The 26,206-nt window shown below is 39.3% G+C and carries 26 protein-coding genes; 5 read left to right on the forward strand and 21 right to left on the reverse strand.

Annotation, left to right across the window (positions count from 1 at the left end; genetic code table 11):
- Positions 1 to 116 precede the first annotated feature (116 nt).
- Positions 117 to 1,001 carry a selenium metabolism-associated LysR family transcriptional regulator gene (locus tag ACI48O_RS00190; RefSeq protein WP_435559672.1) on the forward strand — a complete coding sequence of 295 codons (885 nt, stop codon included), beginning with the start codon at positions 117 to 119 and terminating at the stop codon, positions 999 to 1,001.
- Positions 1,002 to 1,069: 68 nt separating this feature from the next.
- Here the strand turns inward: ACI48O_RS00190 and ACI48O_RS00195 are convergent, their stop codons facing one another.
- From ACI48O_RS00195 to ACI48O_RS00280, 18 genes are all read right to left on the reverse strand, one after another.
- Positions 1,070 to 1,663: a CDP-alcohol phosphatidyltransferase family protein gene (locus tag ACI48O_RS00195; RefSeq protein WP_435559673.1), complete on the reverse strand. Its 594-nt coding sequence runs from the start codon at positions 1,661 to 1,663 to the stop codon at positions 1,070 to 1,072.
- A gap of 29 nt (positions 1,664 to 1,692) precedes the next feature.
- A complete protein-coding gene (locus ACI48O_RS00200; protein WP_435559674.1) occupies positions 1,693 to 2,694 on the reverse strand; it encodes an ABC transporter ATP-binding protein in 1,002 nt (333 codons plus the stop codon).
- Positions 2,695 to 3,507, reverse strand: a complete 813-nt coding sequence (locus tag ACI48O_RS00205; RefSeq protein WP_435559675.1) for an ABC transporter permease — start codon at positions 3,505 to 3,507, stop codon at positions 2,695 to 2,697.
- Positions 3,495 to 4,397: an ABC transporter permease subunit gene (locus ACI48O_RS00210; RefSeq protein WP_435559676.1), complete on the reverse strand. Its 903-nt coding sequence runs from the start codon at positions 4,395 to 4,397 to the stop codon at positions 3,495 to 3,497. Before ACI48O_RS00210 ends, ACI48O_RS00205 begins: the two co-directional genes overlap by 13 nt.
- Complete coding sequence (locus ACI48O_RS00215; RefSeq protein ID WP_435559677.1) at positions 4,381 to 5,643, reverse strand: ABC transporter substrate-binding protein; 1,263 nt, start codon at positions 5,641 to 5,643, stop codon at positions 4,381 to 4,383. Before ACI48O_RS00215 ends, ACI48O_RS00210 begins: the two co-directional genes overlap by 17 nt.
- Before the next feature lie 38 nt (positions 5,644 to 5,681).
- Complete coding sequence (locus ACI48O_RS00220; protein WP_435559678.1) at positions 5,682 to 6,434, reverse strand: glycine/sarcosine/betaine reductase selenoprotein B family protein; 753 nt, start codon at positions 6,432 to 6,434, stop codon at positions 5,682 to 5,684.
- Positions 6,406 to 7,434 (reverse strand): lysylphosphatidylglycerol synthase transmembrane domain-containing protein, encoded by a 1,029-nt coding sequence (locus ACI48O_RS00225; protein ID WP_435559679.1) that lies wholly within the window; start codon positions 7,432 to 7,434, stop codon positions 6,406 to 6,408. The genes ACI48O_RS00220 and ACI48O_RS00225 overlap by 29 nt, the downstream gene beginning before the upstream one ends.
- Positions 7,434 to 8,606, reverse strand: a complete 1,173-nt coding sequence (locus tag ACI48O_RS00230) for a TVP38/TMEM64 family protein (RefSeq protein WP_435559680.1) — start codon at positions 8,604 to 8,606, stop codon at positions 7,434 to 7,436. Before ACI48O_RS00230 ends, ACI48O_RS00225 begins: the two co-directional genes overlap by 1 nt.
- 206 nt (positions 8,607 to 8,812) lie before the next feature.
- On the reverse strand, positions 8,813 to 9,715 hold the full coding sequence (locus tag ACI48O_RS00235) for a putative selenate ABC transporter substrate-binding protein (RefSeq protein WP_435559681.1): 903 nt from the start codon (positions 9,713 to 9,715) through the stop codon (positions 8,813 to 8,815).
- Positions 9,716 to 9,956: 241 nt separating this feature from the next.
- The gene (locus ACI48O_RS00240; protein WP_435559682.1) at positions 9,957 to 11,837 is read right to left on the reverse strand and encodes an ABC transporter ATP-binding protein; all 1,881 of its coding nucleotides are present in this window, start codon (positions 11,835 to 11,837) and stop codon (positions 9,957 to 9,959) included.
- Positions 11,834 to 13,561, reverse strand: coding sequence for an ABC transporter ATP-binding protein (locus tag ACI48O_RS00245; protein WP_435559683.1), 1,728 nt, complete (start codon positions 13,559 to 13,561; stop codon positions 11,834 to 11,836). Before ACI48O_RS00245 ends, ACI48O_RS00240 begins: the two co-directional genes overlap by 4 nt.
- Before the next feature lie 84 nt (positions 13,562 to 13,645).
- Positions 13,646 to 14,101, reverse strand: a complete 456-nt coding sequence (locus ACI48O_RS00250) for a MarR family winged helix-turn-helix transcriptional regulator (protein ID WP_435559684.1) — start codon at positions 14,099 to 14,101, stop codon at positions 13,646 to 13,648.
- A gap of 166 nt (positions 14,102 to 14,267) precedes the next feature.
- On the reverse strand, positions 14,268 to 15,200 hold the full coding sequence (rbsB, locus tag ACI48O_RS00255; RefSeq protein ID WP_435559685.1) for a ribose ABC transporter substrate-binding protein RbsB: 933 nt from the start codon (positions 15,198 to 15,200) through the stop codon (positions 14,268 to 14,270).
- A gap of 33 nt (positions 15,201 to 15,233) precedes the next feature.
- Entirely contained in the window at positions 15,234 to 16,178 is a 945-nt protein-coding gene (locus ACI48O_RS00260; protein WP_435559686.1) for an ABC transporter permease subunit, read from the reverse strand.
- A 4-nt stretch (positions 16,179 to 16,182) separates the two neighbouring features.
- Positions 16,183 to 17,679 (reverse strand): sugar ABC transporter ATP-binding protein, encoded by a 1,497-nt coding sequence (locus ACI48O_RS00265; protein WP_435559687.1) that lies wholly within the window; start codon positions 17,677 to 17,679, stop codon positions 16,183 to 16,185.
- A 1-nt stretch (position 17,680) separates the two neighbouring features.
- On the reverse strand, positions 17,681 to 18,076 hold the full coding sequence (gene rbsD, locus ACI48O_RS00270; protein WP_435559688.1) for a D-ribose pyranase: 396 nt from the start codon (positions 18,074 to 18,076) through the stop codon (positions 17,681 to 17,683).
- A 6-nt stretch (positions 18,077 to 18,082) separates the two neighbouring features.
- The gene (gene rbsK / locus ACI48O_RS00275) at positions 18,083 to 18,982 is read right to left on the reverse strand and encodes a ribokinase (protein ID WP_435559689.1); all 900 of its coding nucleotides are present in this window, start codon (positions 18,980 to 18,982) and stop codon (positions 18,083 to 18,085) included.
- A 5-nt stretch (positions 18,983 to 18,987) separates the two neighbouring features.
- Positions 18,988 to 19,974: a LacI family DNA-binding transcriptional regulator gene (locus ACI48O_RS00280; protein WP_435559690.1), complete on the reverse strand. Its 987-nt coding sequence runs from the start codon at positions 19,972 to 19,974 to the stop codon at positions 18,988 to 18,990.
- 326 nt (positions 19,975 to 20,300) lie between these two features.
- On the opposite strand from ACI48O_RS00280, the gene ACI48O_RS00285 reads away from it, so the two are divergent.
- Positions 20,301 to 21,041 carry a DUF3784 domain-containing protein gene (locus ACI48O_RS00285; RefSeq protein ID WP_435559691.1) on the forward strand — a complete coding sequence of 247 codons (741 nt, stop codon included), beginning with the start codon at positions 20,301 to 20,303 and terminating at the stop codon, positions 21,039 to 21,041.
- Positions 21,042 to 21,120: 79 nt separating this feature from the next.
- Here the strand turns inward: ACI48O_RS00285 and ACI48O_RS00290 are convergent, their stop codons facing one another.
- Positions 21,121 to 22,674 (reverse strand): flotillin family protein, encoded by a 1,554-nt coding sequence (locus tag ACI48O_RS00290; protein ID WP_435559692.1) that lies wholly within the window; start codon positions 22,672 to 22,674, stop codon positions 21,121 to 21,123.
- 12 nt (positions 22,675 to 22,686) lie between these two features.
- Positions 22,687 to 23,217: an NfeD family protein gene (locus ACI48O_RS00295; protein WP_435559723.1), complete on the reverse strand. Its 531-nt coding sequence runs from the start codon at positions 23,215 to 23,217 to the stop codon at positions 22,687 to 22,689.
- A gap of 373 nt (positions 23,218 to 23,590) precedes the next feature.
- On the opposite strand from ACI48O_RS00295, the gene ACI48O_RS00300 reads away from it, so the two are divergent.
- From ACI48O_RS00300 to ACI48O_RS00310, 3 genes are all read left to right on the forward strand, one after another.
- On the forward strand, positions 23,591 to 24,214 hold the full coding sequence (locus ACI48O_RS00300) for a histidine phosphatase family protein (RefSeq protein WP_435559693.1): 624 nt from the start codon (positions 23,591 to 23,593) through the stop codon (positions 24,212 to 24,214).
- A 193-nt stretch (positions 24,215 to 24,407) separates the two neighbouring features.
- Entirely contained in the window at positions 24,408 to 24,932 is a 525-nt protein-coding gene (locus ACI48O_RS00305) for a helix-turn-helix domain-containing protein (RefSeq protein WP_435559694.1), read from the forward strand.
- Between the two features lie 20 nt (positions 24,933 to 24,952).
- The gene (locus ACI48O_RS00310; protein WP_435559695.1) at positions 24,953 to 25,915 is read left to right on the forward strand and encodes an alpha/beta hydrolase; all 963 of its coding nucleotides are present in this window, start codon (positions 24,953 to 24,955) and stop codon (positions 25,913 to 25,915) included.
- A gap of 105 nt (positions 25,916 to 26,020) precedes the next feature.
- Here ACI48O_RS00310 and ACI48O_RS00315 read toward each other — a convergent pair whose 3' ends face one another.
- Positions 26,021 to 26,179 (reverse strand): hypothetical protein, encoded by a 159-nt coding sequence (locus ACI48O_RS00315; RefSeq protein WP_435559696.1) that lies wholly within the window; start codon positions 26,177 to 26,179, stop codon positions 26,021 to 26,023.
- Between the last annotated feature and the right edge of the window lie 27 nt (positions 26,180 to 26,206).

Below are 26,206 nucleotides of genomic sequence, written 5' to 3' on the forward strand. Positions count from 1 at the left end.
CGTTTGTAAAAAAAGTTATCGATTATTAAAAAATAATGATATTCTTAAAAAGACAAATCGATTCATTTTATCTATTCATATTTATCGAATGTTTCGATAAGTAAAGGGGCATAAACATGGATTTTCATCAACTGCTAGTTTTTTCAAAAGTCGTAGAACATCGAAGCTTTTCAAAAGCAGCCGACGACATCTTTTTAAGCCAATCAACTGTAAGTTCTCATATACACGCATTGGAAAAAATGCTAAATGTGAATCTCTTTGATCGGGTCGGCCGAGAAATCATCCTTACTCCTCATGGCGAACGATTATACCAATGGGCCCAAAAGATATTGTTATTAAAGGACCAAGCCCTGCTAGACCTGAATCAAGGAGTGGCGGAATTTCGCGGAATCATTCGAGCTGCAGTCAGTTCTGTCCCCGGACAGTTTATTTTGCCAAAAATGGTGAAACAGTTTAGAACAGACTATCCCCATGTCACCTTTCATATTAATCAGTCGTCGTCTAAGCTTGTTGCGGATAAAGTACTCAATGGATTTGTTGATTTTGGCATCATAGGGGAAAAATACGAAAGTGATCGGCTCCATTATATTCCGCTGCTAAAGGAAAAATTGGTTTTGATCACATCGAAGCACACTGAAATTGCAAACCCTGTAAGGATAAATGATATCCTTCACTTTCCGTTCGTAATGAGAAATTCAGGATCCGGAACGAATGCGATTCTAGAGAGATATTTGAAAAAACATCATATTGCAAAAGATAAATTAAATATTATTGCCTTTACAGATGATGGGCAAAGCCTTATTCAATACGTGATGCAAGACATCGGAATCTCAATTATTTCCGAAATTGCTGCAAGAGATTACTCCAACAACAATCTAATCAACATGCAAGAAATCGAAGATTTTGACGATGAACGCTATTTTTATCTCGTTTATAATAAAAATAAAACCCTTTCGATGATCGCAAAATTATTTATTGAAAAGGCAGTCGACATAGTCTAAGCATAAAAAAGCTGGCTTAGAGCTGGGTTTAACCCAATTCTAAGCCAGCTTTTCCCTAATGCATTTTATTAATCCGTTAATATTCGCTTAGCCTCTAAGAGCCGTTGAAGTCCTGTTACAATCTCTACCACAAGAAAAACAATTGTCCATAACTTTAAATGTGGCTGAAACAAGACCATCAACGAAAATAAGATGAACCCTTCGGTTCGTTCCGCTAATCCAGGCTGATAATAGAATGATTTATAGCTTTGTTTATCCGACACCGCACCAACGGTCAAAAAAATCGTCATCGTAAAAATAATCGATATTGCCAGTAGTAGAAATAAAAATAGTATCGCTGGATCGGGATGACGAAGTGCCAGAGCGATTAAAATCCCCCCCTCTACAACCCGGTCGAAGGTAACATCAAGTACCGTTCCCCATGAAGAAGAAGTATTGCTTTGTCTCGCCATGCTTCCATCCACTGCATCGAGAAAACCAGAAATCCACAGTACTACTACACCCCATGCTGGCATTCCAAAATAGACTAAACAACTTGCAGAAATCCCCACAATCAGTGCAATCACAGTCACGTGATTAGCATTTAGTCCAATTTTCAACAAGAACTTCCCAGTTTTTTCAATTGATGGCTGTACGATCGATCGCCCATGTGTATCAAGCATTTTTTCCAACACCTCAGTAAAATGACAGTTTATTTTGGATACCATATGATTTTGTTGGTCGGTACACCAACCTTTACGATTTCATCGATATTTGGAATCTCCCCAAACACATTAATTTGGATTTCAAATTTGACTCCCAAACAATCAACGAAAACTGCTTGTCCTTTTGTTTCATGTTTAACTCGGTGAACAACTCCCTCAATCCAGACCACTTTTTCAAACTGATGAGTTTCTTGCGCCTCACTCTTGCAAAGATATAATTCATTTGCCGGAATCCAGCCCATTTCCTCTTGGTTAGTTTCATTTATATTAATTGGTAACCATTGCTTCCATATTTCTAAAGGGAATCGATTGGATAATGAGAAAAAAGAAGCTACCTTCTCAGAACAAGGTTTTTGGAAAAAGTCACGAGGCTTGCCAACTTGCAGAATTTTCCCGTCCATCATTACACCAACCTGATCTGCAACAGCATAAGCTTCATCCAGGTAATGAGTAACCCAAAGGATCGAAAATCCCTGTTCCTTTTGTAATTGGTACAACCATTCTGTTAATTGAGCCCGAAGCGGAGGATCTAATGAAGCAAATGGCTCATCGAGTAGAAGTAGATCAGGCTTCAAAACAAGAACTCGTCCTAAAGAAACCCGCTGTTGTTGCCCTCCTGAAAGCTGATGAGGATACCGATTCTCAAGCCCCTGCAATTGTAAAACTTCTAGATACTCACTAACTCTTTTTATTCGTTCTTTCCGTGGCATTCCTTTTGCCCGTAACCCAAAAGCTAAATTTTCCATCACGGTTAAATGGGGGAATAATCTTGGTTCTTGAAAAACCAAACCGGTTGTCCCTTTCCCACTTCCCCAATCCATTATTCCTGAACGTTGCGGCAATAACCCGGCGATTCCTTTTAAAAGAGTGGATTTACCGCTTCCTGAAGGACCCATCAACACAAAAGTTTCTCCATTAGCAATGGTTAAATCAACTGAATCAATAATCGTTTGCTCACCATATCCAATTACTACTTGATCTAGCTTCACTTATTCACCCTCTATTTTCTTTTGCAATTTGATGGTTATAAAAAAATAAACAAGTACGAGTACCATAATCGGGAGAAAAAACCAAATGCTATATGCTGCCACGATTGATGCATTCCCACTGCTCGCAAAAGGAAAGATAATTAATGGGAGTGTCATCAATGTCCCCCCACTCATAATCCATGTGGGTAAATACTGACTGAATGAAATGATGCTTACAAAGACAAGAGCCAACAGCAATGCGGGGAAAAGCTGCGGGAGCTCAATCCATATAAATACTTGCCGTCCACTGGCACCGAGGCTCCTAGCTGCCTCCTGCATTTTCGTCCCCATCAACAGAAACTGATAGGCAACCATCGTGATAAAATAGGGCAGTGTAATGAAAATATGGGCGATTGCAACAAGAATATAATCATTTAAAAACTCTATCTGAATTGCTATTTCATGTAACCCCATTACAACAACCGTAACGGGGATAAAAAGTGGTGATAAAAGCATGATAAAAGCAAATGTTTTACCGAAAAATGATTTCCGGCTGAGGACTTTTGCTGCCGGTAACCCTAACAAAATATTCCCGAGAACGGTTATCCCCCCAACAACCAAACTATTAAATAAACCTTCAAAAGCTCTGCCAGACTTTGAAAAAAGATAGTTCCAAGAATCAAAGCTGAACGTCTCCGGTAAGAGGGATGGCCATGGCCAAAGCTTTGTAACACTCCAAATCACTAAGGTGATGAATGGAAGAACGATAAATAAACTGAGTAAAAAGAAAAATACCATGCTTGGGACTTTTTTTAATCGTACTAATCCTTCCATACCCTTCTCCCTTCCTCATACCACTTCTTTTGCAGGTACATTAGAAAGATGCCGATGATAAATGATACTCCAGCTAGGACTAGATTCATTGCAATAGCCAGCGGCTGCCGCTCTAAACCAAATTGCGTATATTCCTGCCAAGCGAGTACCGGAACAAGATGAAGTGAAGTGCTTGCAAGCAGCGCAGGAATTTCATAGGCAGTTAATGTAAAAGCAAACACAATCCACATGCCGCCCACCCATATTGGCATCACCATCGGGACAATGACCCAACGGACCATTTGCATGAAACTCGCACCAAGAATTTTTGAAGTATCCTGGAACAATACCATTTGTTTTGAAACAAATGGATACGTCAGGAGCACAATAAACGGTATTTCCTTCCACAAATAGGCGATTATGACTCCAATTCCCCACTCGTCGTGAATAAGCGAGGGAAAATGCTCAAATGTGTCAATCCAGCCAAACCGAAAAGAAATCCGCGAATACCATCCTGTTTGCATGAATACTTGGGTCAGCATATAGCCAGCTAATAAATGAGGGACTCCGATAGGCAGCTGTAAAACGACATGCATCCATCGTCTTTTATAAGAAGCAGAAGCTAATAGTAAGGCAGCAAACAAACCTATTAGACCTGACAATATTGAAACTAATAATGCAATTCCTGCAGTTATTCCTAATGAACGAATAAAGGAGACATTATATAATTCTTTGTATACTCCCAACAAGCCGTGTTCTCCATAAAATTCTGGTTGAGCACCCAAACTAATCATTAATGATTGAATTGTTCCAATCCCCAAAAAGAACAAAACAAAAATAAAGGCTGGGAGAATCCCCAACAGCCCTTTATTCTTATTTATAAATAGTCTCAGTTTATTTATTAGCAACATGGTCCATCCAGCCCCGTTCAAGCAATTGAACATAATCAGCACCGATTTCAGGAATTCGATGCTTAGCTAGTTCCTCTTCAGCTAATGTAGCCGAGCCACGATCGATTTTCTTTAGCTCGGCTTGATTTTTTTCAGGTAATTTATCAACGGCAAGTGACGTATTCTCACCCCAATATTGCAAATCCATTTTCTTAAGCTGAGCCTCAGGTGATAATAGGTAATTAATTAACACTAAAGCACCGCTTGGATTTGGCGAATTATATGGAACCGTTAAAAAATGGGTATTTGATAATGTTCCTTTTTCAAGAACAAAGGTCTTTGTTGATTTTGGAAACTCACCGCTGGCAATTAAATTCGATGCGCCAGCCTCATCATACCCCATCGTCATCCAAACTTCTCCGTTTTTATAAAGCTGGTCTAACTGTGCCACTGATTGCGGATAAGATTTCCCTTCCTGCCATAAATATGGTTCGATGCGATTCAATACGTTCCACATTTTTTCCGCATCCTTGGTAATTAATGATTCATCGAATTTCTCTAAATATTGAGTGTAGTCCGGGCTAGTTTCATTTAAGATATGGCGAATAAAAGCACTTCCGGTAAAATCAGGCGGCGCAGGATAGGTGAATTTTCCAGGGTTTTGTTTGACCCATTCCTCTAGTTCTGCTATCGATGTTGGCGGCTCTGAGATTTTAGTTGAATCATAGGAAAAAACAAATTGAACCTTGCCCCATGGAGCTTCATAGCCCTCTGTCGGATAGCCGAAATCATATTTAACAGTTGGACTGTCACCATCGACATACTGTTTAAAGTTGGGTAATTTTTCCGTAAAGGAACCAAGGAGAAGTCCTTTTTCCTTTGCTGTTTTAAAGTTCTCGCCATTGACCCATATTACGTCCATTTCACCACTCGCTTTATCTGCCTTTTTTTCTGATAATAGCTTATTGATGAATTCCGTTGCATCCATAGGATAGCGTTTTACGATTACTCCGTATTCCTCTTTTAAATTAGGGGCAACCCATTCATCAATGTAGCGGTTAATTCCTTCATCTCCGCCCCACATATAAATATTTACCGAACTTCCTTTGGCATTGGCAGCAATTCTCTCCCAGTCCTGCTCTAAAACTGAGCTGGCTTTTTCTGTTTTCTTTTCTGGCGAATCCTTGCTGTTATCTGTTGTTGAACATCCACTTAGGAATACCAACAAAACAGCAAGCACTATCCCAATTTTTTTAATAAATATCATTTTTGACTTCCTTCCTTTACAGCTTTTATCAGTTGCAATTATTTCCTTCTCCCTTTCCATTTGTAAGGGAGTTTCTGAATCGTTCCAGGACTTTTTATCTCCCCTAAATATCGGATACAATCAAGGAGGATTTCCCTTTGCAGTTCAACTTCTCCGGCCCGACCAAAGCTCCTTCCGAGTGGAAAACGCAAATGAAGAGCACGTGGAACTCTTACTTTCTCGGTCAAATCTAATAAATGAGAAATTGAAATCGTAGAAATTCCTGCTTTTTCAATCGCATATTGAATCAATCCCACGGATTGATGGCATATATATCAGCCGGGGTTTAAAATAACCGCATCAACCGCTTCGTCGTTTAGATTTTTTAGAATCAAAGGGATCGTTTCCTCTAACAACGGAGTTGTATTTGGGATATATCCCATTAAGCCATAGTGTGTTGGAGCTACACTCCCTATCCATCCATGAGCAGCCAGCTCCTTCAGACGGGTTAATGGAAACACACAGTTAATGTCCTCATCAGCGTCAGTGCGGTCAAAATGGGTGTGACTAATCATAAGCTGGTCTTCATCCGTTTCAGCCGGAATAAAGCGCACAGATGGATCACCTGCTGCAACCTCAAATACTTCCTGAGTCTTCAAATGAACACCTGCTGTCGTAATGAGGGCAATCCTTGCTTCATTAGCCAATTTCTTAAAGGGTGTAAACGGTATTTCACCTTCAATCGAATCAACCATGTATTTCGCACGCTGGGTCACAATCGATTCAATAAATCTGTTCCCTGATAGCTTCAACTGGTTTCCTCCTTTCTGAAAGCCAGAATAAACCACCGGCAAGGCTTGAAAGTGTAACTTGTATAAAAAATAATAATGATACCGAAATGGCAATTTCGTTTGGTATGCCAAGCTCCTGAAAGAAAAGTACATAGCTTGCCTCACGAACTCCAATTCCATTTAGGCTCAAAGGCACCATTGTAATAAATGAGATGACTGAAATAATCACTAATAGGTCAAGCAAACCCACCTCAACCCGAAACCCAAGAAATAATAGTTGATTAATCCAGGCAAGTCCAACCTGGAATAATAGGGAGAGAACCCCGATAACAAGCCACCAGCGCCAGCCTTCACGGCGATAATTCCCAGCTGTTTCACCGATATTTCCTACTACTTGTTTAAGTTTATTGATAGCATTCGTAAGCTTTTGAGGTGAATTCTGCAATATGTTGCTTTCGTTATCACCCTTACCTGACTTTTTTATAAAAAAAACCAACAATAACAAGAGAACAATAATGATGGCTGAAGCTCCGTAAATAGGCACAAGAAATGGCCTGAGGCTGTCCATAAATAGGCTTGCGATAAGGACAATTGCCGTAAGTGCCGCTCCGCTTGTTAATCTTTCAAAAGCAACTGATGCTGTCGCATGACTCATCCCAACATGTCTACTTAACGAAAGGACCCGCACCACATCTCCACCTACACTTCCCGGCAGAAAATTATTAAAAAATAAGCCGATATAGTAGTATCGCCCCAATTTCAAAAATGAGATGTTGTCACGGTCTTTATTTTTCAAAGAAGAGTGAATAAGCAGCTGCCATTTCCAAACACTAGACGCAACCGTCAGTTGAATAGCGATAAAGGCAGCGACAAAATAGAAAACAGAGCCCTCCTTCATTAACTGGAGGGCTTCGTCCCATTCAATCCTACTAATTAGCCAAACCATTAAGCTCCCACTGATGAGAATCTTCAATCCTTGTTGTACAAAAGAAGACCTTTGGTGGATTTTGTGTTTCTGCATTATCGTTTTACCTCTTTCTTACTTTTAAGGATTGCTTGAATCTTTGGTCGGACCAGCATTCCGATTACGGATAAGGCAATCACAATCGTAAATAGGAAGAACAGGATTTTCACAGTGCTAGTTGCATTTTCACCAAGAAAAGAATATACAATCGTTGCCGGAAGCTGACCTAATCCAGTTGCCCAGAAGAATTGCCAAAAGGAAACAGAGGTAACTCCAGCAGCATAACTGACTAAATCAAAGGACACAATTGGTAACAGCCTTGCAATAAAGATAGCGTGTTTTCCGTACTTAGAGAAAAAGGAATCCCACCAATCCAGTGCCTTTTTCGTTACTATTTTTTCAACGACCGGTCTACCGACAAATTTAGCTAAATAGAAACAGAGAACGGCACCAAGCATCGCACTGCTCCAGGAAAGAATCGCTCCAAACAGCCAGCCAAATAATAGCCCATTTGCAAATGTAATAACAAAGGCAGGAAGTGGTGCTATTACTGATTGGAATACCATCAATAAGCCTGACACAACAGCGGCAAGTGGACCAAATGATAGTAAATAATCGCGGAAGCCTTCAACATCAGCATTTTTTAAAAAGGTTACTGCGTTGTTAATCGTATCGTTGACTCCACCTTGGCCAATATAAAGAAGGAAGGAAATCAGTAAAAAAACGAAGAAAGACATCATTCCGACTCGATTGGCTTTCGTCAGGCGATCCCAATCCATTTTTATTTCTTTTTTAAGCGCTAACGGTGTTCGCTGAGCGATAATTAGCATAATCACTCCAATAACGCCCCCTGCGATAAGCATCATGTTCATATTATGTAAGGAAATAGATTCCTCTAAGAACAGAGCTTTTCTCGACATATAGGCCGGAAGAATGGAAATGCTTCCTTCAATCATTGTATTTAACATAATCCATGCTAAGTTAAGCATAACGAACAGAAGGCTTAACACCTTGTGCTCCCACAATGCCAAAGGTTTTGCATTCATAAATACCCTAGCAAAAAAGAACCATATCCCGGTAAGCATAGATGCAGTTATGATAAATGCGCTGTCAAACCGCATATCGATAAACCGGCTTTGGATCAATAATAGGGATAAGTCCATTCCAATGATGAAAAACAGAAACAATGCCGCAAGGAAATGGATAGATCCTCTTATTATTAGTTTCATATTATCCCATCCTTTTCACACATACGGCACGCTTGAATTCGTTAATACAACAGGTATCTGTTGTGTTTCATGCCTAATTTCCCCGAAGTGTTAATATTTTTGTTTCTGCCATGGTGGAACGTGTGGAACGTTGTACTATTGTGGGTTTATATTCAGAAAAAAAAGAGCAAATCCAATGACTGCTCTTTTTTAATGGCAAAATCAAATTACTTAATAATTTTTAATTCCTTTGCAACCGTTTCAATTGCTTTGTAATTATCGTTATTTGTTTCGATAAATTTATCTGTATTTAAGAGCTTAAGAATTTCTTGATCTCCGCTAACATTTAATAACACGTCTTTAATCTTTTCTTTCGTTTCATCATCCATTTTATTTACAGTCCAGTTATAATCGTAATATTCAGGAGTCGTGTAGAATACCTCTACTTTACTTGTATCTACTTTCCCTTCCGCTACAGCTGCATCCCAAACAGAAATGTTTAATGCACCTGCCTGGAACGTTCCTGTTTCAACAAGCTTGTAGGTTTTATCATGTGAGCCAGAATAATTTGGAGCTCCGTCAAAATCTTTATCTGGATTAATACCTTCCTCCATTAAGAAATAACGAGGCATTAGGTTACCTGATGTTGAGCTTTCACTGCCAAACGTAAATGTTTTTCCTTTTAAGTCTTCCAGTGATTTTATATTTAACCCTTTTTGAGCGATAAATACGGATTTAAATTTTTCATCAATTGGACGTTGGGCAATCGCTTCTGCTTCTGGCACTAAGCTTCTCGCTTGCACCCCGGTAAGACCGCCAAACCAGGCAAGATGGATTTCGCCTCTTTCAAAAGCAGTAACAAGGGCTGCATAATCCATAGAAGTGACAAATTCTACCTTCATATCTAATTCTTTTGCTAAATATTCGGCAAAGCTTTCCATGCTTCTATTGAGGTCGGCCACGTTCTGATCAGGGATCATACCTATTTTCAACACTTCAATTGTTTGTTTTGTTGTTTCTTCTTTTGGCTCATCCTTGGCAGTATCTTTATCTGTGTTCGTATTTCCTGAGCATGCCGCGAGTGAAAAAATGAACAATGCAGCAAGCACTAAGGTCAAAAGTTTCTTCATGTTGTATCTCCTTTGTATGTGTCGAATATTGTAAAAATATTGAGGTTGTTTCAATATAAGTATATTAAACAGGGCCATCATTATAAATTCAATTTATCTATAGAACCAATCCTGAGCTATCGGTTTTTTCGATACTATTAATAGCGATACAGCATCACTTTAAAGGAACGGGGGACAGTCCCTCACTGCGTTAAAGCAGTGAGGGACTGTCCCCCGCTTCGGTAGTGCATTAAAGTATTATTTATGCTGGTTCGGATTGGTAGTCTCCGGTTGTGAACTGACTGTTGTATAGGTCGGCATAAAAGCCGTCTTGATGCAGTAACTCTTCATGCGTGCCTTGTTCGATTACTTTTCCTTGGTTCATAACGAGAATTAAGTTAGCTTCACGAATCGTTGAGAGTCGATGGGCGATGACGAAACTCGTTCTTCCTTCCATTAAAGTATCCATCGCATGTTGGATTTGAATTTCGGTCCGTGTATCGACACTGCTGGTTGCTTCATCTAAAATTAAAATCTTTGGATTGGCTAAAATGGCCCGAGCGATCGTAAGCAATTGCTTTTGTCCTTGCGATATATTGGACGCCTCTTCGTTTAGCACCGTATCATACCCTTCCGGCAAGGTCCGGATGAATTGATCAGCATGTGCTGCCTTGGCTGCTTCAACAATCTCTTCTTCCGTCGCCCCAATTCGCCCATAACCAATGTTATCGCGGATTGTTCCATTAAATAACCATGTATCTTGAAGCACCATCCCGAACATTTTCCGCAATTCTTCGTGCTTGATGTTAGCAATGTCAACACCATCAATCGTGATTTTCCCGCCATCCAGCTCATAAAACCGCATTAACAGATTGACTAAGGTCGTCTTTCCGGCACCGGTTGGTCCAACAATAGCGATTGTCTGCCCAGGTTTCACCTCAATGTTCATATCCTCAATCAGCGGAACATCCTTTTGATAAGAAAAATTCACATGCTCAAATCGGACTGCTCCTTTCGGATAATCAATTACCCCAGAATTTCCTGATTCAATGATTTCCTCTTCATCTAATATTTCAAACACCCGTTCAGCTGATGCAATCGTTGATTGTACAATATTGGCGATCTGTGCGGTTTGTGAAATCGGTTGGGAAAATTGACGTGCATATTGAATAAATGCCTGAATGTCACCGATTTCGATCGTTCTTTTTGTAACAAGAATCCCACCGATCACACAAATCAGCACGTAGCCGATATTATTAATGAACATCATCGCCGGCATAATCACACCGGAAATAAATTGTGATTTCCAGCCTGACTGATACAACTGATCATTGATTCCAACAAAGGTTTCTACTGAATTCCGTTCACGGCCAAACGCTTTTATAATTTGATGGCCCGTATACATTTCTTCTACATGACCATTTAACTCACCCAGTGTTTTTTGCTGTTCTTTAAAATACTTCTGTGAACGCTTCGCAATTAAAATGGTACCAACAAAGGTCAATGGTAGTGTTAATAAGCAAATCACCGTTAACAACGGACTGATGGTCAGCATCATGATGATAACACCGATAATCGTAATAATCGCTGTTATCATTTGCGTTAAGCTTTGCTGTAATGTGTTACTTATATTGTCAATATCATTGGTGACCCTGCTTAATATTTCACCATGAGTCCTTGAATCAAAATACTTTAACGGCAGATTTGCAAGCTTAGCATTAACCTCTTCTCGCAATTTATAGACCACTTTTTGTGCTACTCCCGCCATCACATATTGTTGAAGATACATGAAAAGGGAACTGATAATATAAAGCCCGATTAAAACGAGCAGGATGTTTCCGATATACTGAAAATCCACTTCAGCGCCCGGTACCCCCTGAAATTTCATCATCATTCCTTCAAAAAGTTTGGTAATTGCTTTTCCCAATACTTTTGGACTGACAATAGAAAAAATGGTACTTAAAATAGCTGCAGCAAAAACAACGAATAATTGAAATTTTTGCGGCTTCAAATAACCGATTAGCCGCCGCAATGTACCTTTAAAGTCTTTTGCTTTTTGAACCGGCATCCCCATATGGCCACGCCCGCCGGGACCGAAGCCAAATCCGCCTCCAGGTCGCTGTTTATTATTTTTCTCACTCATGCTGACTCCTCCTCTGATAGCTGAGAAGATACAATTTCTTGATATACATCACACGAATTTAATAGTTGTTTATGGGTACCAATCCCGGCAATTTTACCATCTTCTAAGACAATAATTTGATCTGCATCGATAACAGTGCTGACCCTTTGAGCCACGATAATAACGGTCGTATCAGACGTTTCCCGTTTTAATGCGGCCCGTAATTTTGCATCTGTCTTTAAATCAAGTGCAGAAAAGCTGTCATCAAACAAAAAGATCTCTGGCTTTCGCACCAAGGCGCGAGCAATTGCTAAACGCTGCTTTTGTCCACCCGATACGTTCTTGCCACCTTGGGAAATTTTTGATTGATAGCCTTCCTCTTTTTCGGAAATAAAGTCATTCGCTTGTGCAATTTGGGCAGCATGACGAATTTCTTCTTCGGTGGCATCCTCTTTTCCATAGCGAATATTTTCAGTAATTGTGCCACTAAATAAAATCGCTTTTTGCGGGACAAAACCGATTTTATTTCGTAAATCTGCTTGTGATTGTTCCTGAATATCGATGCCATTTATTAAAATACTTCCACTTGATAAATCGTAAAAACGGGGAATAAGGCTTAACAGAGTTGTTTTTCCGGAACCCGTTCCTCCAATAATCGCTGTCGTTTGCCCTGGTTTTGCGATAAAAGATATGTGTGACAAAGCTGGGATTTCTGCCCCTGGATAGCTGAAGGATACATCACAGAACTCGATTAATCCGTTTCCCTTGTTTGTTTGTTTTGTCTGTTCACGATCCTTAATCGTTGGTTTCATTTCGAGAACTTCGTTAATTCTGATTGAGGAAACAGACCCACGTGGTACTAAAACAAACATAAACGATACCATAACCAGCGCCATCATGATTTGCATTGCATATTGAATAAACGCCATTAAGTCACCAAGTTCCATCGCCATCTGTTCAATCCGAAGGCTGCCAAACCAAACAATCGCTACAATCGAAACGCTCATGATTAACATCATCGCCGGCATCATAAATGCCATAATCCGGTTAACAGTTAACGCTGTTTCGGTTAAGTCTTTGTTGGCTTCATTAAATCGTTTCGTTTCATATTGGTCTCGATTAAACGAGCGAATCACTCGAATGCCCATCAATTGCTCGCGAACCACTTGGTTTAAGCGATCTAACTTAACTTGCATTGCTTTAAAAAACGGAATTCCCTTTCTTGCTACCGCAAAAATAACTATAGCAATTACAGGAATGACTCCAACAAAAACCCACGATAGCTCAACATCTTGATTCACAGCCATAATAATTCCACCAATAGCCATAAATGGTGCCCAAATCATCATGCGCAGCATCATTACCAAAACATTTTGAACTTGGGTAATATCATTCGTTGTTCTCGTTATAAGGGATGCCGTTCCAATCTTATCAAATTCCTGCAATGAAAAGTTTTCCACATGGGTAAATACTTTCTTTCTTGTATCCCGACCAAAACCGGCTGAAATTTTTGCCGAGAAATAGCTGACCAAAATCGAGCACACCATACCTCCAGCTGCCACAAGCAGCATAACTCCACCAATTTTCCAGATGTAATTGGTATCCCCGGTCACAACACCCTTATCGATAATATCTGCCATTAACCTTGGCAAATATAGGTCAGAGAATGCTTGTAAAAATACAAAAATAAATACGAGTGCAACTTGAAACTTATATATTTTTAAAGTCCTGAATAATTTCAGCACGTGTTCCATCTCCATTCATTGTGGTTGCCTCTTTGGAATAAACTTATTGAGCAGATTTCCTCTTACGCTAAAATGTTCAAGCAGTTATTCCTTATTTTCTTTCTCAATTTTTTCAGAAAAATAAACATGCATTTTTTTAAGGGTCGAAATCAACTGAACCGTCTCTTCCTCACCGAGATAATCAATTAAACCACTATAAGTATTTTCAATCTCCTCCTCGGCTTTTTGGAGCACCGTTTCGCCCTCTTTCGTTAATTTAATCCAAACAGAGCGCCGGTCTGAGCTGCGCGTGATTCGCTCGACCTGGCCTTTGCTTTCCAATTCATTGATAAGTTGAGTGACAGTAGGGGCTTTTACATGTAATCTCTTGCTGATTTCCGATACTTTCATCTCACTTTCTCCTGATTTTTTTATGCAAAATAAAACCATGATTTCACTTCGTTTTTGTCCCGAATGGTTTTGTTTTGAAAACATTTTCGGAAATTGTCTTATCGTCGATAACAACTCCTGTACCAAATCTTGATTGTTCTCTATTTCCATCACCCCGTTTTACTTAGGTTTATTAATAGTTAGGTTACCTAATATTTATTTCACCTAATTATCTTCTTAATTTTATTAAAAGTCAAATGGAAACGATAAATGTTATTTTTGGACAAAAAAAATAGAAAGACTGCTTGGTTAGCAGCCTTTCTAAGCAAAATATTGATTATTTTTTCACTAATTCTAATTCAATTGGGATGAATTTCTCTACTTTTTCACCTGCAGCAACTTTTACAGCTGTTTTAACACCTTGTTCTCCGATGAGTGTTGGTTTTTGAGCAACAGTTGCCGCCATTGTTCCCGCTTCTACTGCTTTCACAGCATCATCCGTTGCATCAAAGCCTACAACAAGGACATCTTTTAAGCCAGCAGCTTGCAATGCTTCTACAGCACCTAAAGCCATTTCATCGTTGTGAGCAAAAATTGCTTGAATATCTTTGTTACCTTGAAGGATATTTTCCATTACCGATAAACCTTTTGCGCGGTCAAAATCTGCCGTTTGTTTTGCCACAACCTCAATGTCAGCTACTGCATCAATTGATTTGTGGAAGCCTTCTCCGCGTTCACGTGCAGCTGAAGATCCAGCGATACCTTCAAGCTCAACTACTTTACCTTTGTTACCAAGCTTTTCTAAAATAAAGTCACCAGCCATTTTACCACCAGCTACGTTATCAGAAGCAATGTGAGCCACTACTTCTCCGCCTTCTGCACTGCGGTCAACGGTAATGACTGGGATGTCAGCGCTGTTAGCAGACTCAATTGCAGCTGTTACGGCAGAAGCGTCAGTTGGGTTGACAAGTAATACATCGATATCTTTTTGAATTAAGTCTTCAATATCACTAACCTGCTTAGCTGAATCGTTTTGAGCATCAACAACAATGATTTCTGCACCTGCTGCCTTTGCTTCTGCTTCCGCACCTTCTTTTAATGAAACGAAGAATGGGTTATTTAGCGTTGAAATCGACAAACCAATTTTTACTGTATTATCTTTATCGCCGTCTTGTTTTGAATCAGACGACTCAGGAGCTTTTGTAGAACATCCAGCGAGTACAACCATCATAAGAGTGAAAAATATTAATCCTTTAAATAATTTTTTCATAGTTTACTGACCCCCGAATATTAATTTATAGTATTATGCTGCTTTTTTTCGATCAAGCAAGACTGCTAGTAAAATAACACCTCCTTTAACAACCTGCTGATAAAAGGAGCTCACATTCATTAAATTCAAACCATTATTTAAAACCCCAATTATGAGGGCTCCTACCAAAGTTCCAAAAATCCAACCTTTCCCGCCAGAAAGGCTTGTACCACCTAGAACAACAGCAGCAATTGCGTCCAGTTCATATGCAGCACCTGCTGTTGGCTGAGAAGAATTCAGACGTGATGCAAGGATAATCCCCGCAAGCGCTGATAGGGTTCCTGTAATAGAATACACCCATAGTTTCACGCGATCGGCACGAATACCAGACAAGATAGAAGCTTCTTCATTTCCACCTATCGCATAAATGCGACGACCAAAGGTAGTTTTCTTCAAAATAAAGTAAAGAATACAATATGCGGAAAGCATCCAGATAATTGGCACAGGAATCCAACCCGCATAGCCTCTTCCCATCAATTCAACCAACGTACTTTCATTAAGCCCTGTTATCGGACGTCCATCAGTATAAACCAGAGTTAAACCTCTAAAAACAGTCATTGTTGCCAATGTAGCGATAAACGGTGCCACTTTACCTTTCGTAATAATCAAACCGTTTACTGCTCCCATTAGTGCTCCCGCTAGCAGCCCTAATAAAATGGTTAAGATCGGATCCATTCCACTTGCAAGCATTCCAGCCGTTAATGCTGAAGAAAGAGCCAGGACGGAACCTACCGATAAATCGATTCCACCCGTTAAAATAACAAACGTCATCCCGAAAGCAATTAGCGCATTAATGGATACTTGACGTAATACGTTAAAGACATTGTCTAAGGTTAAGAAATTGGGACTAATTACTGATAGGATGACAGTGATGATTACCAAACCTACTAATGGTCCTAGTTTCTGAAGTTGATTTTTAATTGAATTATTGGATTTCATAATTTTATTTCCCTCCAGTCGCAGCCTGCATGATAATTTCTTGGTCTGCTTTTGCTTTATCGATGACAGCAGAGATTTTTCCTTCATGAATTACCAAGACCCGATCGCTCATTCCAAGTATTTCAGGAAGTTCAGAAGAAACCATGATAATGGCAACACCTTGTTTTGTAAGCTCGTTCATAAGCTGATAGATTTCTTTCTTAGCACCAACGTCCACACCGCGGGTTGGCTCGTCTAAAATTAATATTTTCGGATTAATCCCCAGCCATTTCCCAATGACAACCTTTTGCTGGTTACCACCGCTTAGTGATTTTACCGTTTGCTCTCTGCCTGACGTCTTAACACGAAGCTTTTTAATCATTTCATCTGCAAAGCCCCATTCCTCAGCCTTAGAGATAATGCTTTTATTAGAAATCTTACGTAAATTGGTGAGGGAAAAGTTCTCTCTAACAGATAGGTCGAGCACTAGGCCTTTACTTTTTCGATCTTCCGTGATGAATCCAATTCCTTCCCGAATAGCATCATAAGGGTTCCGAATCGACATAACTTTTCCATCAATCGAGATGTTTCCGTCTTGGATCGGACGAAAGCCAAAGATCGCTTCCATAATTTCTGTTCTACCGGCTCCCATTAGCCCGGCTACACCTAATATTTCACCTTGATTGACTGTGAAGCTGATGTTTTCAAAGCTTCCCTTACTTGTCAGCCCTTCTACCTTTAAACGCTCAGGTCCTATCTTTGTATCTCGTTCCGGATAACGGTCACCTAGCTGGCGGCCAACCATCATTTTGACAATTTCATCAAATGAAGTGTTAGCAATTTCCTTCACACCGATAAATTGACCATCACGCAGAACTGAAATTCGATCACATATTGCAAATATTTCTTCCATCCTGTGAGAAATATAGACAATCCCAACACCCTCATTTTTCAAAGAGGAAATCACTTTAAACAGCGCTTCTATTTCTCGGTCCGTAAGGGCGGCTGTTGGTTCATCCATCACTAATACTTCCGTTTTCGCAGCAACGGCACGCGCAATTTCAATCATCTGCTGCTGCCCTACTGAGAGCTGGCCTGCTTCAAGCGTTGGGTCTATATCAATCCCTAAACGATTCAAATATTCCCTCGTCTTGTTTCTCATCTCTTTATCTCTGGTAATTCCAAACTTTCCAACTGTCAGCTCTTTTCCAAGAAACATATTTTCGGCAACCGTTAAGTGTGGAATAATATTTAATTCCTGATGGATAACAGCTATACCAGCTTTTTCTGCCTCTTTAGCATTTTTAAAATGGACCTCTTTTCCATTTAGAAAAATGGTTCCAGCATCCCGTTCATAAATCCCGGTCATGATTTTCATTAAGGTGGACTTACCGGCTCCGTTCTCTCCCATTAGGGCATGAACCTCACCTTGTAAAATTGTAAACTCTACATTTTCTAACACTTTATTTGCCGAGAATGATTTACTAATTCCCTTCATTTCAATGATTGGTTTTGCGCACATGTTAGAAAATCACTCCTGCGTGTAGAATGATATTTGCGTATGGAGTTGCCTCCCCAGTCCGGATAACCGCTTTTGCATTTTTTGTTTGTTCCTTAAATTGTTCATGCGATACATATTGCACAGGAATTCCATTTGTTAGAGTAAGCACTTCACCTTTAACATTTGGATTATACTCATTTATTTCATTTGCCAGTGTTATTTTTTCGACCGCCATGTCTTGCAGTAGTGCATCAAGAGTTTCTATAAAGGATGGAGTACCTAGTTTTATAGCCAAATCAATCCGAATGGTGTCATCTGGAATCGGTAATCCACAATCAGCAATCACAATCGTATCTGTATGACCCAGTCTTGAAAGGACCTCAGATATATGGCTGTTTAAAATTCCTTGTTTTTTCATCTTCGTTCATCCTTTCCGTGATTGTAAAAATTCTTCGACCTCATCGAGTGTTGGCATCCCGCTTTGAGCTCCTAGTTTCGTAACAGAAATCGCCCCAACGACATTTGCGAATTTGCAAGATTCCTCGAGGGTTGCTCCATTGCTTAATGAGTACGCAAGTGCACCATTAAAGGAATCCCCTGCCCCTGTCGTATCGACAACCTCTACTTTATAGCTTGGAATCAGAACTTCACCGTCTATATAGATAGAAACGCCCTTTGACCCCTTAGTAACGATACACTTTTCTCTTATTTCCTTTTCTTCTTGTTCGCTTAAATCACAAGAAGCGAGAAGTAACTCCTGCTCATGTTCATTTGGGGTTAAGTAATCAACCATTTTAAGCAAAGACTTCGGTAATGCTTGAATTGGAGCAGGGTTTAAAATGGTAAGGACATTGTGTTTATTTGCCAGTTCAGCTGCTTTAATTACACTTTCCAAAGGAATTTCAAGCTGCAGTAACAACACATCACTTCCCGCAATCATTTCTTCATGGCTTGCCACAAAGTCCGGAGTCACTGCATAGTTCGCACCTGGTACCACAATGATGCTGTTGTCACCATCGGATAGTGTAATCGAAGCAATGCCAGTAGATTGTTGTGTAACCGGTTTCATATTTTCGATATGAATTCCCTGATCAGATAAATGCTTTGTAAGGTCGCTACCAAAGGAATCGTCCCCAACGCATCCTATTAGTGTGACATCAGAACCTAATCGAGCTGCAGCAACCGCTTGATTAGCACCCTTTCCTCCAGGAATCGTATAAAACGAATCGCCTAAAAGGGTTTCGCCTACCTTAGGTATTTGCTTTGTTTTCGTGACAAGGTCCATATTAATACTACCAATTACGGTAATTTTCTTTTTCGTCATATCGCTCACTCCATTATCCTAGTTGATTGTCGCTCGATTAACTTAACAGCAAATTCTTGATGCATTTTATCAACAGGTCGCCCTTCAATCAATTCAAGTAACAGTTCAGCAGCTTTGTGTCCCATCTCATAAATGGGCTGTGCAATGGTGGTAATTTCCGGACTGGTTAGCTGGCAAAGCTGAATACCGTCAAATCCAATAACGGAAAGATCCGCTGGTACTCTTAAGCCTAACTCAACGGCAGCCTTTATTACTCCAACCGCCATATAATCATTACCGGCAAAAATCCCATCTATATCAGGATGTTTATCCAATAATTTCTTCGTCACTTCAGTCGTTTCCACTACATTAAAATTCCCTGTAACGATATAATCCTCGTTAAACCAAGGCTCTTGTCCCACTTCAGCCATATATCCATTAAACCGTTCATCGGCATTGATGATATTTTCCGGTCCACGGATATGTGCAATCTTATTACAGCCAATCGATTTTAAATACTGTACCGCCTGTCTGGCACCTTCATAGTTATTCACCGAAATGGATGGAATATCGTTCCCAATAGGACGGTCTAATGCAACAATTGGAGTACCATTTTCCTCAATGTATTTAGGTGTCAACGTGCTTGTTACGATAATGACTCCATCCACATATTTCTGTTTCATAACCTCTAGATATTTTTTCTCTTTTTCCACTTTTTCATCCGAGTTGCACAAGATTAACGTATATTCTTCTCTGCTCATAACATCTTCTATAGCTCTTGCGATTTCCGGAAAAAAGGGGTTTTTTATATCTGGTACGATTAAGGCAATCGTTTTGGACTGTTTTTTAAAAAGACTTCTCGCAACAGCATTTGGTTTGTAATTAAGTTTGGAGATGGCCTTTTCTACCCTTTTCCTCGTTTCTTCGTTAACATAACCAACATTATTTAAAACACGAGATACAGTGGCAACAGATACCTCTGCTTCATTTGCAACATCTTTAATGGTCGCCATCTGTCCATCCCACCCTCTGCTTTAATATGTGTAACCCGTTACACACTTTATAAAAAAATATAAATCTTAGCTTTATCATTCATTTATTTATTTATTTATTTATTTATGTAACCCGTTACACAAATTGTAAGCGTTTTATTTTATTATGTCAATATTTTATTTTTAGGATAATTAGGCTCTGTTTATATAGAAATACCCTAGCTTTATACCTCTCAAAACACATCTTTCAAGGTTTTTGTATTAAAATAAAATAAGGAAGTCAACCGGTATGATTCATCTTTCATAATCATAAGATTAAGAGCTTTTAAGAAGGAGGGCTTTTGGTTATGTGGTTTCTGTTAAGTATTCAGCTTTTCATTATTTGTTTATTCTACTTTCTCGGCTGGGCTATCCGTTCAAAAAAAGCCTATTGGCTCATTTCAGGGTTTGCTACTCGAAAGAAAGAAGAGCAGCAGCAACTGATCGAGAATGGACTTCCGCAAAAAACTGGTTCTTTGCTAATGGGGACAGCAGTCGGGATGATTTTCCTGCTTCCATTACATTTTATGAATATTACCTATGTGATCGAAATTCAATTTGGCTTTATGTTGATTTCACTTTTGGGCGGCTTTATCTATTTATCAAAATATGAAGTTCCTAAAAAACGAAAGCGCAGTTATATTATTAGCTCTCTTCTTTTTGTTATCGTAAATAGTTTAATCATCGTCCTTTTTTACGTCGGTTATCAGGATTACACAATAGTCGCAAAAAGTGCTAGCTTTGAAATTACCGGAGTATATGGAGATGAGTGGCAATACGAGGATATCGTCAAGATTGAATTAATGGATAAGATGCCTGAAGTCACTTGGAAACAAAATGGATTTGGGATGTCAACGATGGCGAAGGGCTATTTTAAAGTTAAAGATTATGGCAGTTGCTTGCTATTTCTTAGAAAAGATTCCTCACCATTTTTATATATCGAATTAAAAGAGAAAAAGATCTTTATAAATGGTGAAAATGCCGAAGAGACACATAAATGGTATGAACAATTAAGTAAGAATGCTAATATGGTACCTCTTAACCAATAATGCGACCAAAGTATTTTTATGCAAAATAAAGCTGCCTGAACCCATTTTAAAGCAAGGGATCAGGCAGTCTTGTTTATCATTAGCTTTGTTCAATAACCTCTTGAGAAACAGCTTGTTTCGGTGGTGTTTCCTTTGTTTCAGAAACCACTGCATCAACGCTCTTCCTTACATTTGTTTTTCCAGAGAAGTTCTCAATTAACTCTTTTACATCGATTCCTGATGAGGCTTTTAAAGACTCCTGCAGGGTGGCCATAAGGTTTGTAGCGTAACCGGTCACCTTATTCGCCCCGCTATTTGGCCCGTTAGAACCTGTATCAACGACCGTAATTTTATCAATATTGCTTAACGGTGCTGCCACCTGCTTCGCATATTCAGGAAGCATCTTCATGATCATATCGAGAATGGCTGCCTGACCAAACTGCTCGAACGCTTCGGCAATTTTTTCCTTTGCTTCCGCTTCTGCTACCCCTTTTAAACGAATGATTTCGGCCTCTGCTTCCCCTTGGGCTCGTTGAGCTTCTGCTTTAGCCAATCCGTCGATGCGGACTTTTTCCGCTTCAGCACGCGCCATTGCTTCAATTCGATATTTGTTTGCATCGGCATCGAAGATTTGCTTTGCTTTTTCGGCGGCCGCGGATTGTTCTACGGAGTAACGGTCGGCATCCGCTTTTTTCTTAACCTCTGAGTCATATTGCTTCTCGCGCCGTAAAATTTCCTTCTCTTCAAGTTCAATTTGCTTTTGGCGCTCAATAATTTTAACCTGCATTTCTTGCTCCGTTACCTCTTGCTTCGAACGGGCTGTTTCTAAATCATAAGCCTGGTCGGCACGGGCTTTTGCAATATCCTGTTCTCGACGGAACTCAGCAATTTTCAATTGATTGATTTTTTCAGCCTCAGCAATCTCAGTCGCCCGTTCAAGCTCCGCCTTTTTCGCTTCCTTATCCGCTTCAGCTTTTTTAATACGAGTTTCTTTTTCTGCATCCGCGGTTGCGATATCAGCATCACGTCTAACTTGGGCAATCCGTGGTTTACCAAGTGAATCTAAATAACCATTTTTATCGCGAACATCTTTAATTGTAAAGGAAACAATGACGAGCCCCATTTTTGCTAAATCTTGTGATGCCACTCGCTGTACTTCCTGTGAAAACTTATCACGATTTTTATAAATCTCTTCTACGGTCATCGACCCCAAAATCGAACGGAGGTGACCTTCGAGAACTTCTCTTGCCTCATTTTCACGATCCTGTTTTGTTTTTCCAAGGAATTGCTCTGCGGCAGTGGCAATCTCACTGATAGAACTGCCGATTTTAATGATGGCAGTCCCATCTGCAGTAACCGGAACACCTTGTTCCGTATACACTTCCGGGGTGGTCACTTCAAGTTTGCTTGATAAGAGGCTTAACGGCCGAGATTGTTGAAATACCGGAAAAATAAAGGCCCCGCCACCACGAATAATTTTAATTTTATTATTAGATTCATCTACATGAACATTTTTATTGCCAAGAAAACTCCCTGTAACAATTAATGCCTCATCAGGTCCAGCTGTTTTATACTTCGTAATGAAGACCCCGACTAAAGCAAGTACGATAAACACAACTACGCCAACTATGATAAAGATTAAATTAAACTCCATCCACATAACCTCCTAGAAAAAATGATTTGTTTCTTCATAAACCTCGACTTGGAGCACACCATTCACAACATCGATGACTAATACCTTTTTCCCATTAGGTATTGCCGTTTTTTTTAAACTAATTGCCGGTTTGGAGATTCTGCCAGTAGTACTTTCAATTAAAACTTCTCCATATCCATCCTCTGGCACAGCGGTGATCACTGTCCCTGTTCGACCTCTTAAGTCACTTTCCTTATAAACCAGTGATTCTTCAGCATTCGATATCGGAATCAGAACGAATACATTTAATAAAGTTACTATTATGAGTGCAACCACCGCATTGACAGATGCAATCAAGCCACTGTGAAACGATGAAAAAACTTCTCCTAAATACCCGCCTGCTGAAAAAATGGTTATAAATGAAAAAAATAGCGTGGGATTGAAAATACCATCCATAACCCCCATTAATACATCGCCAAAGAGTAAATATAGAACGGTAACTGCCCCTGAAATAATCAGCGCGTAAAGATAGATTGTTTCTAATGGGTATCCAAATAACTCCATCATTCTTCTTCCCTTTTATTCCGGCGTAATTTTTCGCAAAAAGCTTTATGTTTTTTGGGGGAATTTCACGCTCCTTAAGAATGAAAAAAATGTCACCTTATAAATACGTTTATTAAGAAAAAAAGTTTCAATAATTCCATATTGTTCCTATTCTCTAATTATAGGAGAATCCCTGTTACTGTAGCGGGTAAACATAAAATTCATATCGTTTATGGACACAATTTTTCCAAATTTATTGCTATTTTCCCATGTCAGATATGCTCAAGGTTATTAAGGAAGTTAGCTAATGTTTATCAATAACAAAGTATTTATTCCTTAACTTTTTAATGTAAAATGTATAGGAGCGAGCAAATAAGAAAACGGGGGAAAAACAGTGTTGAATTTGTATCTTACCAGACATGGGCAAACAGAGTGGAATATTCAAAAAAGGCTGCAGGGTTGGGGTAACTCTGCCTTAACCAAACAAGGAATCCAAAATGCGGTAGCATTGGGTGAAAAACTAAAAGAAGTTCGTTTTGATGCCGTTTATTCAAGCACCAGTAATCGAACCATCGAAACAGCAAAATTAATTATTGGGGAAAAGCAGCTTCACATTAATACAGATGAAAATCTTAGAGAGATGGGCTTAGGAGAATGGGAAGGTAAAACCCATCAAGAAATTAAGGAAAGACATCCAGAGCAATTTATTAACTTCTGGGAAAATCCTGTGGATTATCAACCTGTTGGCGGTGAAACATTCCATGATTTATCAGTACGAGCGATGTCGGTACTGAACAAGATCATCTCCTCTCATACAACCGGAAATATATTAATTGTTACCCATACAGTGGTCTTAAAATCTTTACTTATGCAAGTAAAAGGGAACACACTCGCGGATTTATGGGAACCACCGTACATCCACGATACTAGCCTTACGATCCTTGAGTGCAAAGAAGGCGACCTTAAGGTAATGCTGGAGGGGGACATTTCCCATCTGGATCAGGCAATAAAAGTATAAGATAATTCACCGCATTAAAGCAGCGGGGGACAGTCCCCCGCTGCTTTAATGCGGTGAATTTTAATTGACTATTATCAAAATATATATTATTATCAAAAGTGATAATAATGTACTTTGAATCATTTACTATCCGAATTTTTTTACACTATCATTATCATTATTGATAATAATAAAAAGATTGGAGGTCAAATATATGAAAATGTCTAAAACAAAACTAATTTTGCACCCGGTACGAATGAAAATTATCCAATCGCTTATAAATGGGAAAAAATTTACCGTCAATCAAATTGCTGAACGGGTGAAGGATGTTCCGCAAGCCACGTTATATCGTCAGCTTAACACATTACTTGAAGCTGACTTAATTGAAGTCGTTCAAGAAAACCAGGTTAGGGGTACGATTGAAAAGGTTTATGCTTTAAAAGAACAATCAGTTCATTCTATGGAAGAGTTTCTCAGCCTAAACAAAGAAGAACACTTAGAACTATTTTTAACGTTTACAACTGAACTTGTCGGTCAATTCGAGAATTATTTGGCTCAAGACGATATTGATTTAGTAAAAGACGGGGCTGGATATCGTATTGCCAAGCTTTATTTAACTGACCTAGAATATTTAGATTTAGTAAAAGGGATCGGTTCACTTATTCAAAAGGCTTCCTTAAACGAGCCTTCACCAGAACGTAAAGCTAAAAATATTGCCACTATTATTATTCCTGAATAAACACTATGGGGGTGTCTATCATGCTCGAAACAGAAATCATGATTAAAAGCGATAACCCAATATACGGTTCACTGACCATTCCAGCAGAAAAGGGAACCTTTCCGGCTGTTCTTATTATCGCGGGATCAGGACCTCTCGATCGCAATGGAAACGACCGTAAAGGAAAATTCCAAACCAATTTATACAGGGATTTAGCCCATTATATGGCGAAGCTAGGATTCGTCACTTTACGTTACGACAAAATTGGTACAGGAAAAAGAGATGGAGATTTATTAACAGTCGGTTTATCAGATTTAGTTGCGGATGCTAAGCTCGCATTCTCCTTCCTACTGTCCCATCCAAATGTCGATAAAGAGAAGGTAATAGTCTGTGGACATAGCGAAGGAACCATTATTGCAACGGCTATAGCAGAAACAATGAACCCTGCTGGTTTAATGTTATTGGCAGGCGGCGTTGATAATTTAATAGAGGCACTCGCAAAGCAGCGCCAGCTTGCCTATAAAGAACTATTAGCACAGCCAGGCTTTCAAGGCTGGCTTAACCGTAAACTAAAAGTGGATATTAAGGGAGAAAAGCAGACCCAAAACTTGATGAATAAAATGATTAACTCTGATATGGACGTTATTAAGTTCCAGTTGTTTTTTAAACAACCGGCAAAATACTTCCGTGAGCACAACCAATATAATGTTCGAGCTGCTTTAAAAAATGTTTCCTGCCCAGTTTTTGCTATACAGGGAGATAAAGACCCGCTAGTAGATAATCAAGCTTTAACCGAATTAGCCGATTTGGTACAAGGAAATTATGAATATCATATTATTCCTGACATGGAGCATGGTTTAAAAAACCAACCAGAACCGAAAAACATTTTAAACCATAAGAAACTTTTTAAGAAAACCTTAAATCGTCCGTTTAAGGAAGAAGCACTAGAAAAAATCACCACTTGGCTCGCAAATAATTTCCTAGGTGAAAAAACTGCTAAATAGAAATAACTTGCCTCCAAAAAATCTGGGTCAAACAAACTTGGCTCTAAATTTTAAAAAAACTGGCCCTTATTATAAGGGCCAGTTTTTCTTCTAATAATGCGTCTATTAACAGCTACTTCCACCAATCAAAGCGAAGCCATTGTTTTCTTTGTAGTACTCAAGTACTAAATCATTTGTGTAGTCTACTATATTTCCTGCAAATGCTACTTGAATTTGGTTGATTACCTTAATCATATCCTGCTCTTGAGGCTCATCCAGAGACACTCCAATTTGTGGCCCGCCTCAGCCATA

The organism is Neobacillus terrisolis (genome assembly GCF_051233475.1).
GTDB lineage: Bacteria > Bacillota > Bacilli > Bacillales > Cytobacillaceae > Bacillus_BU.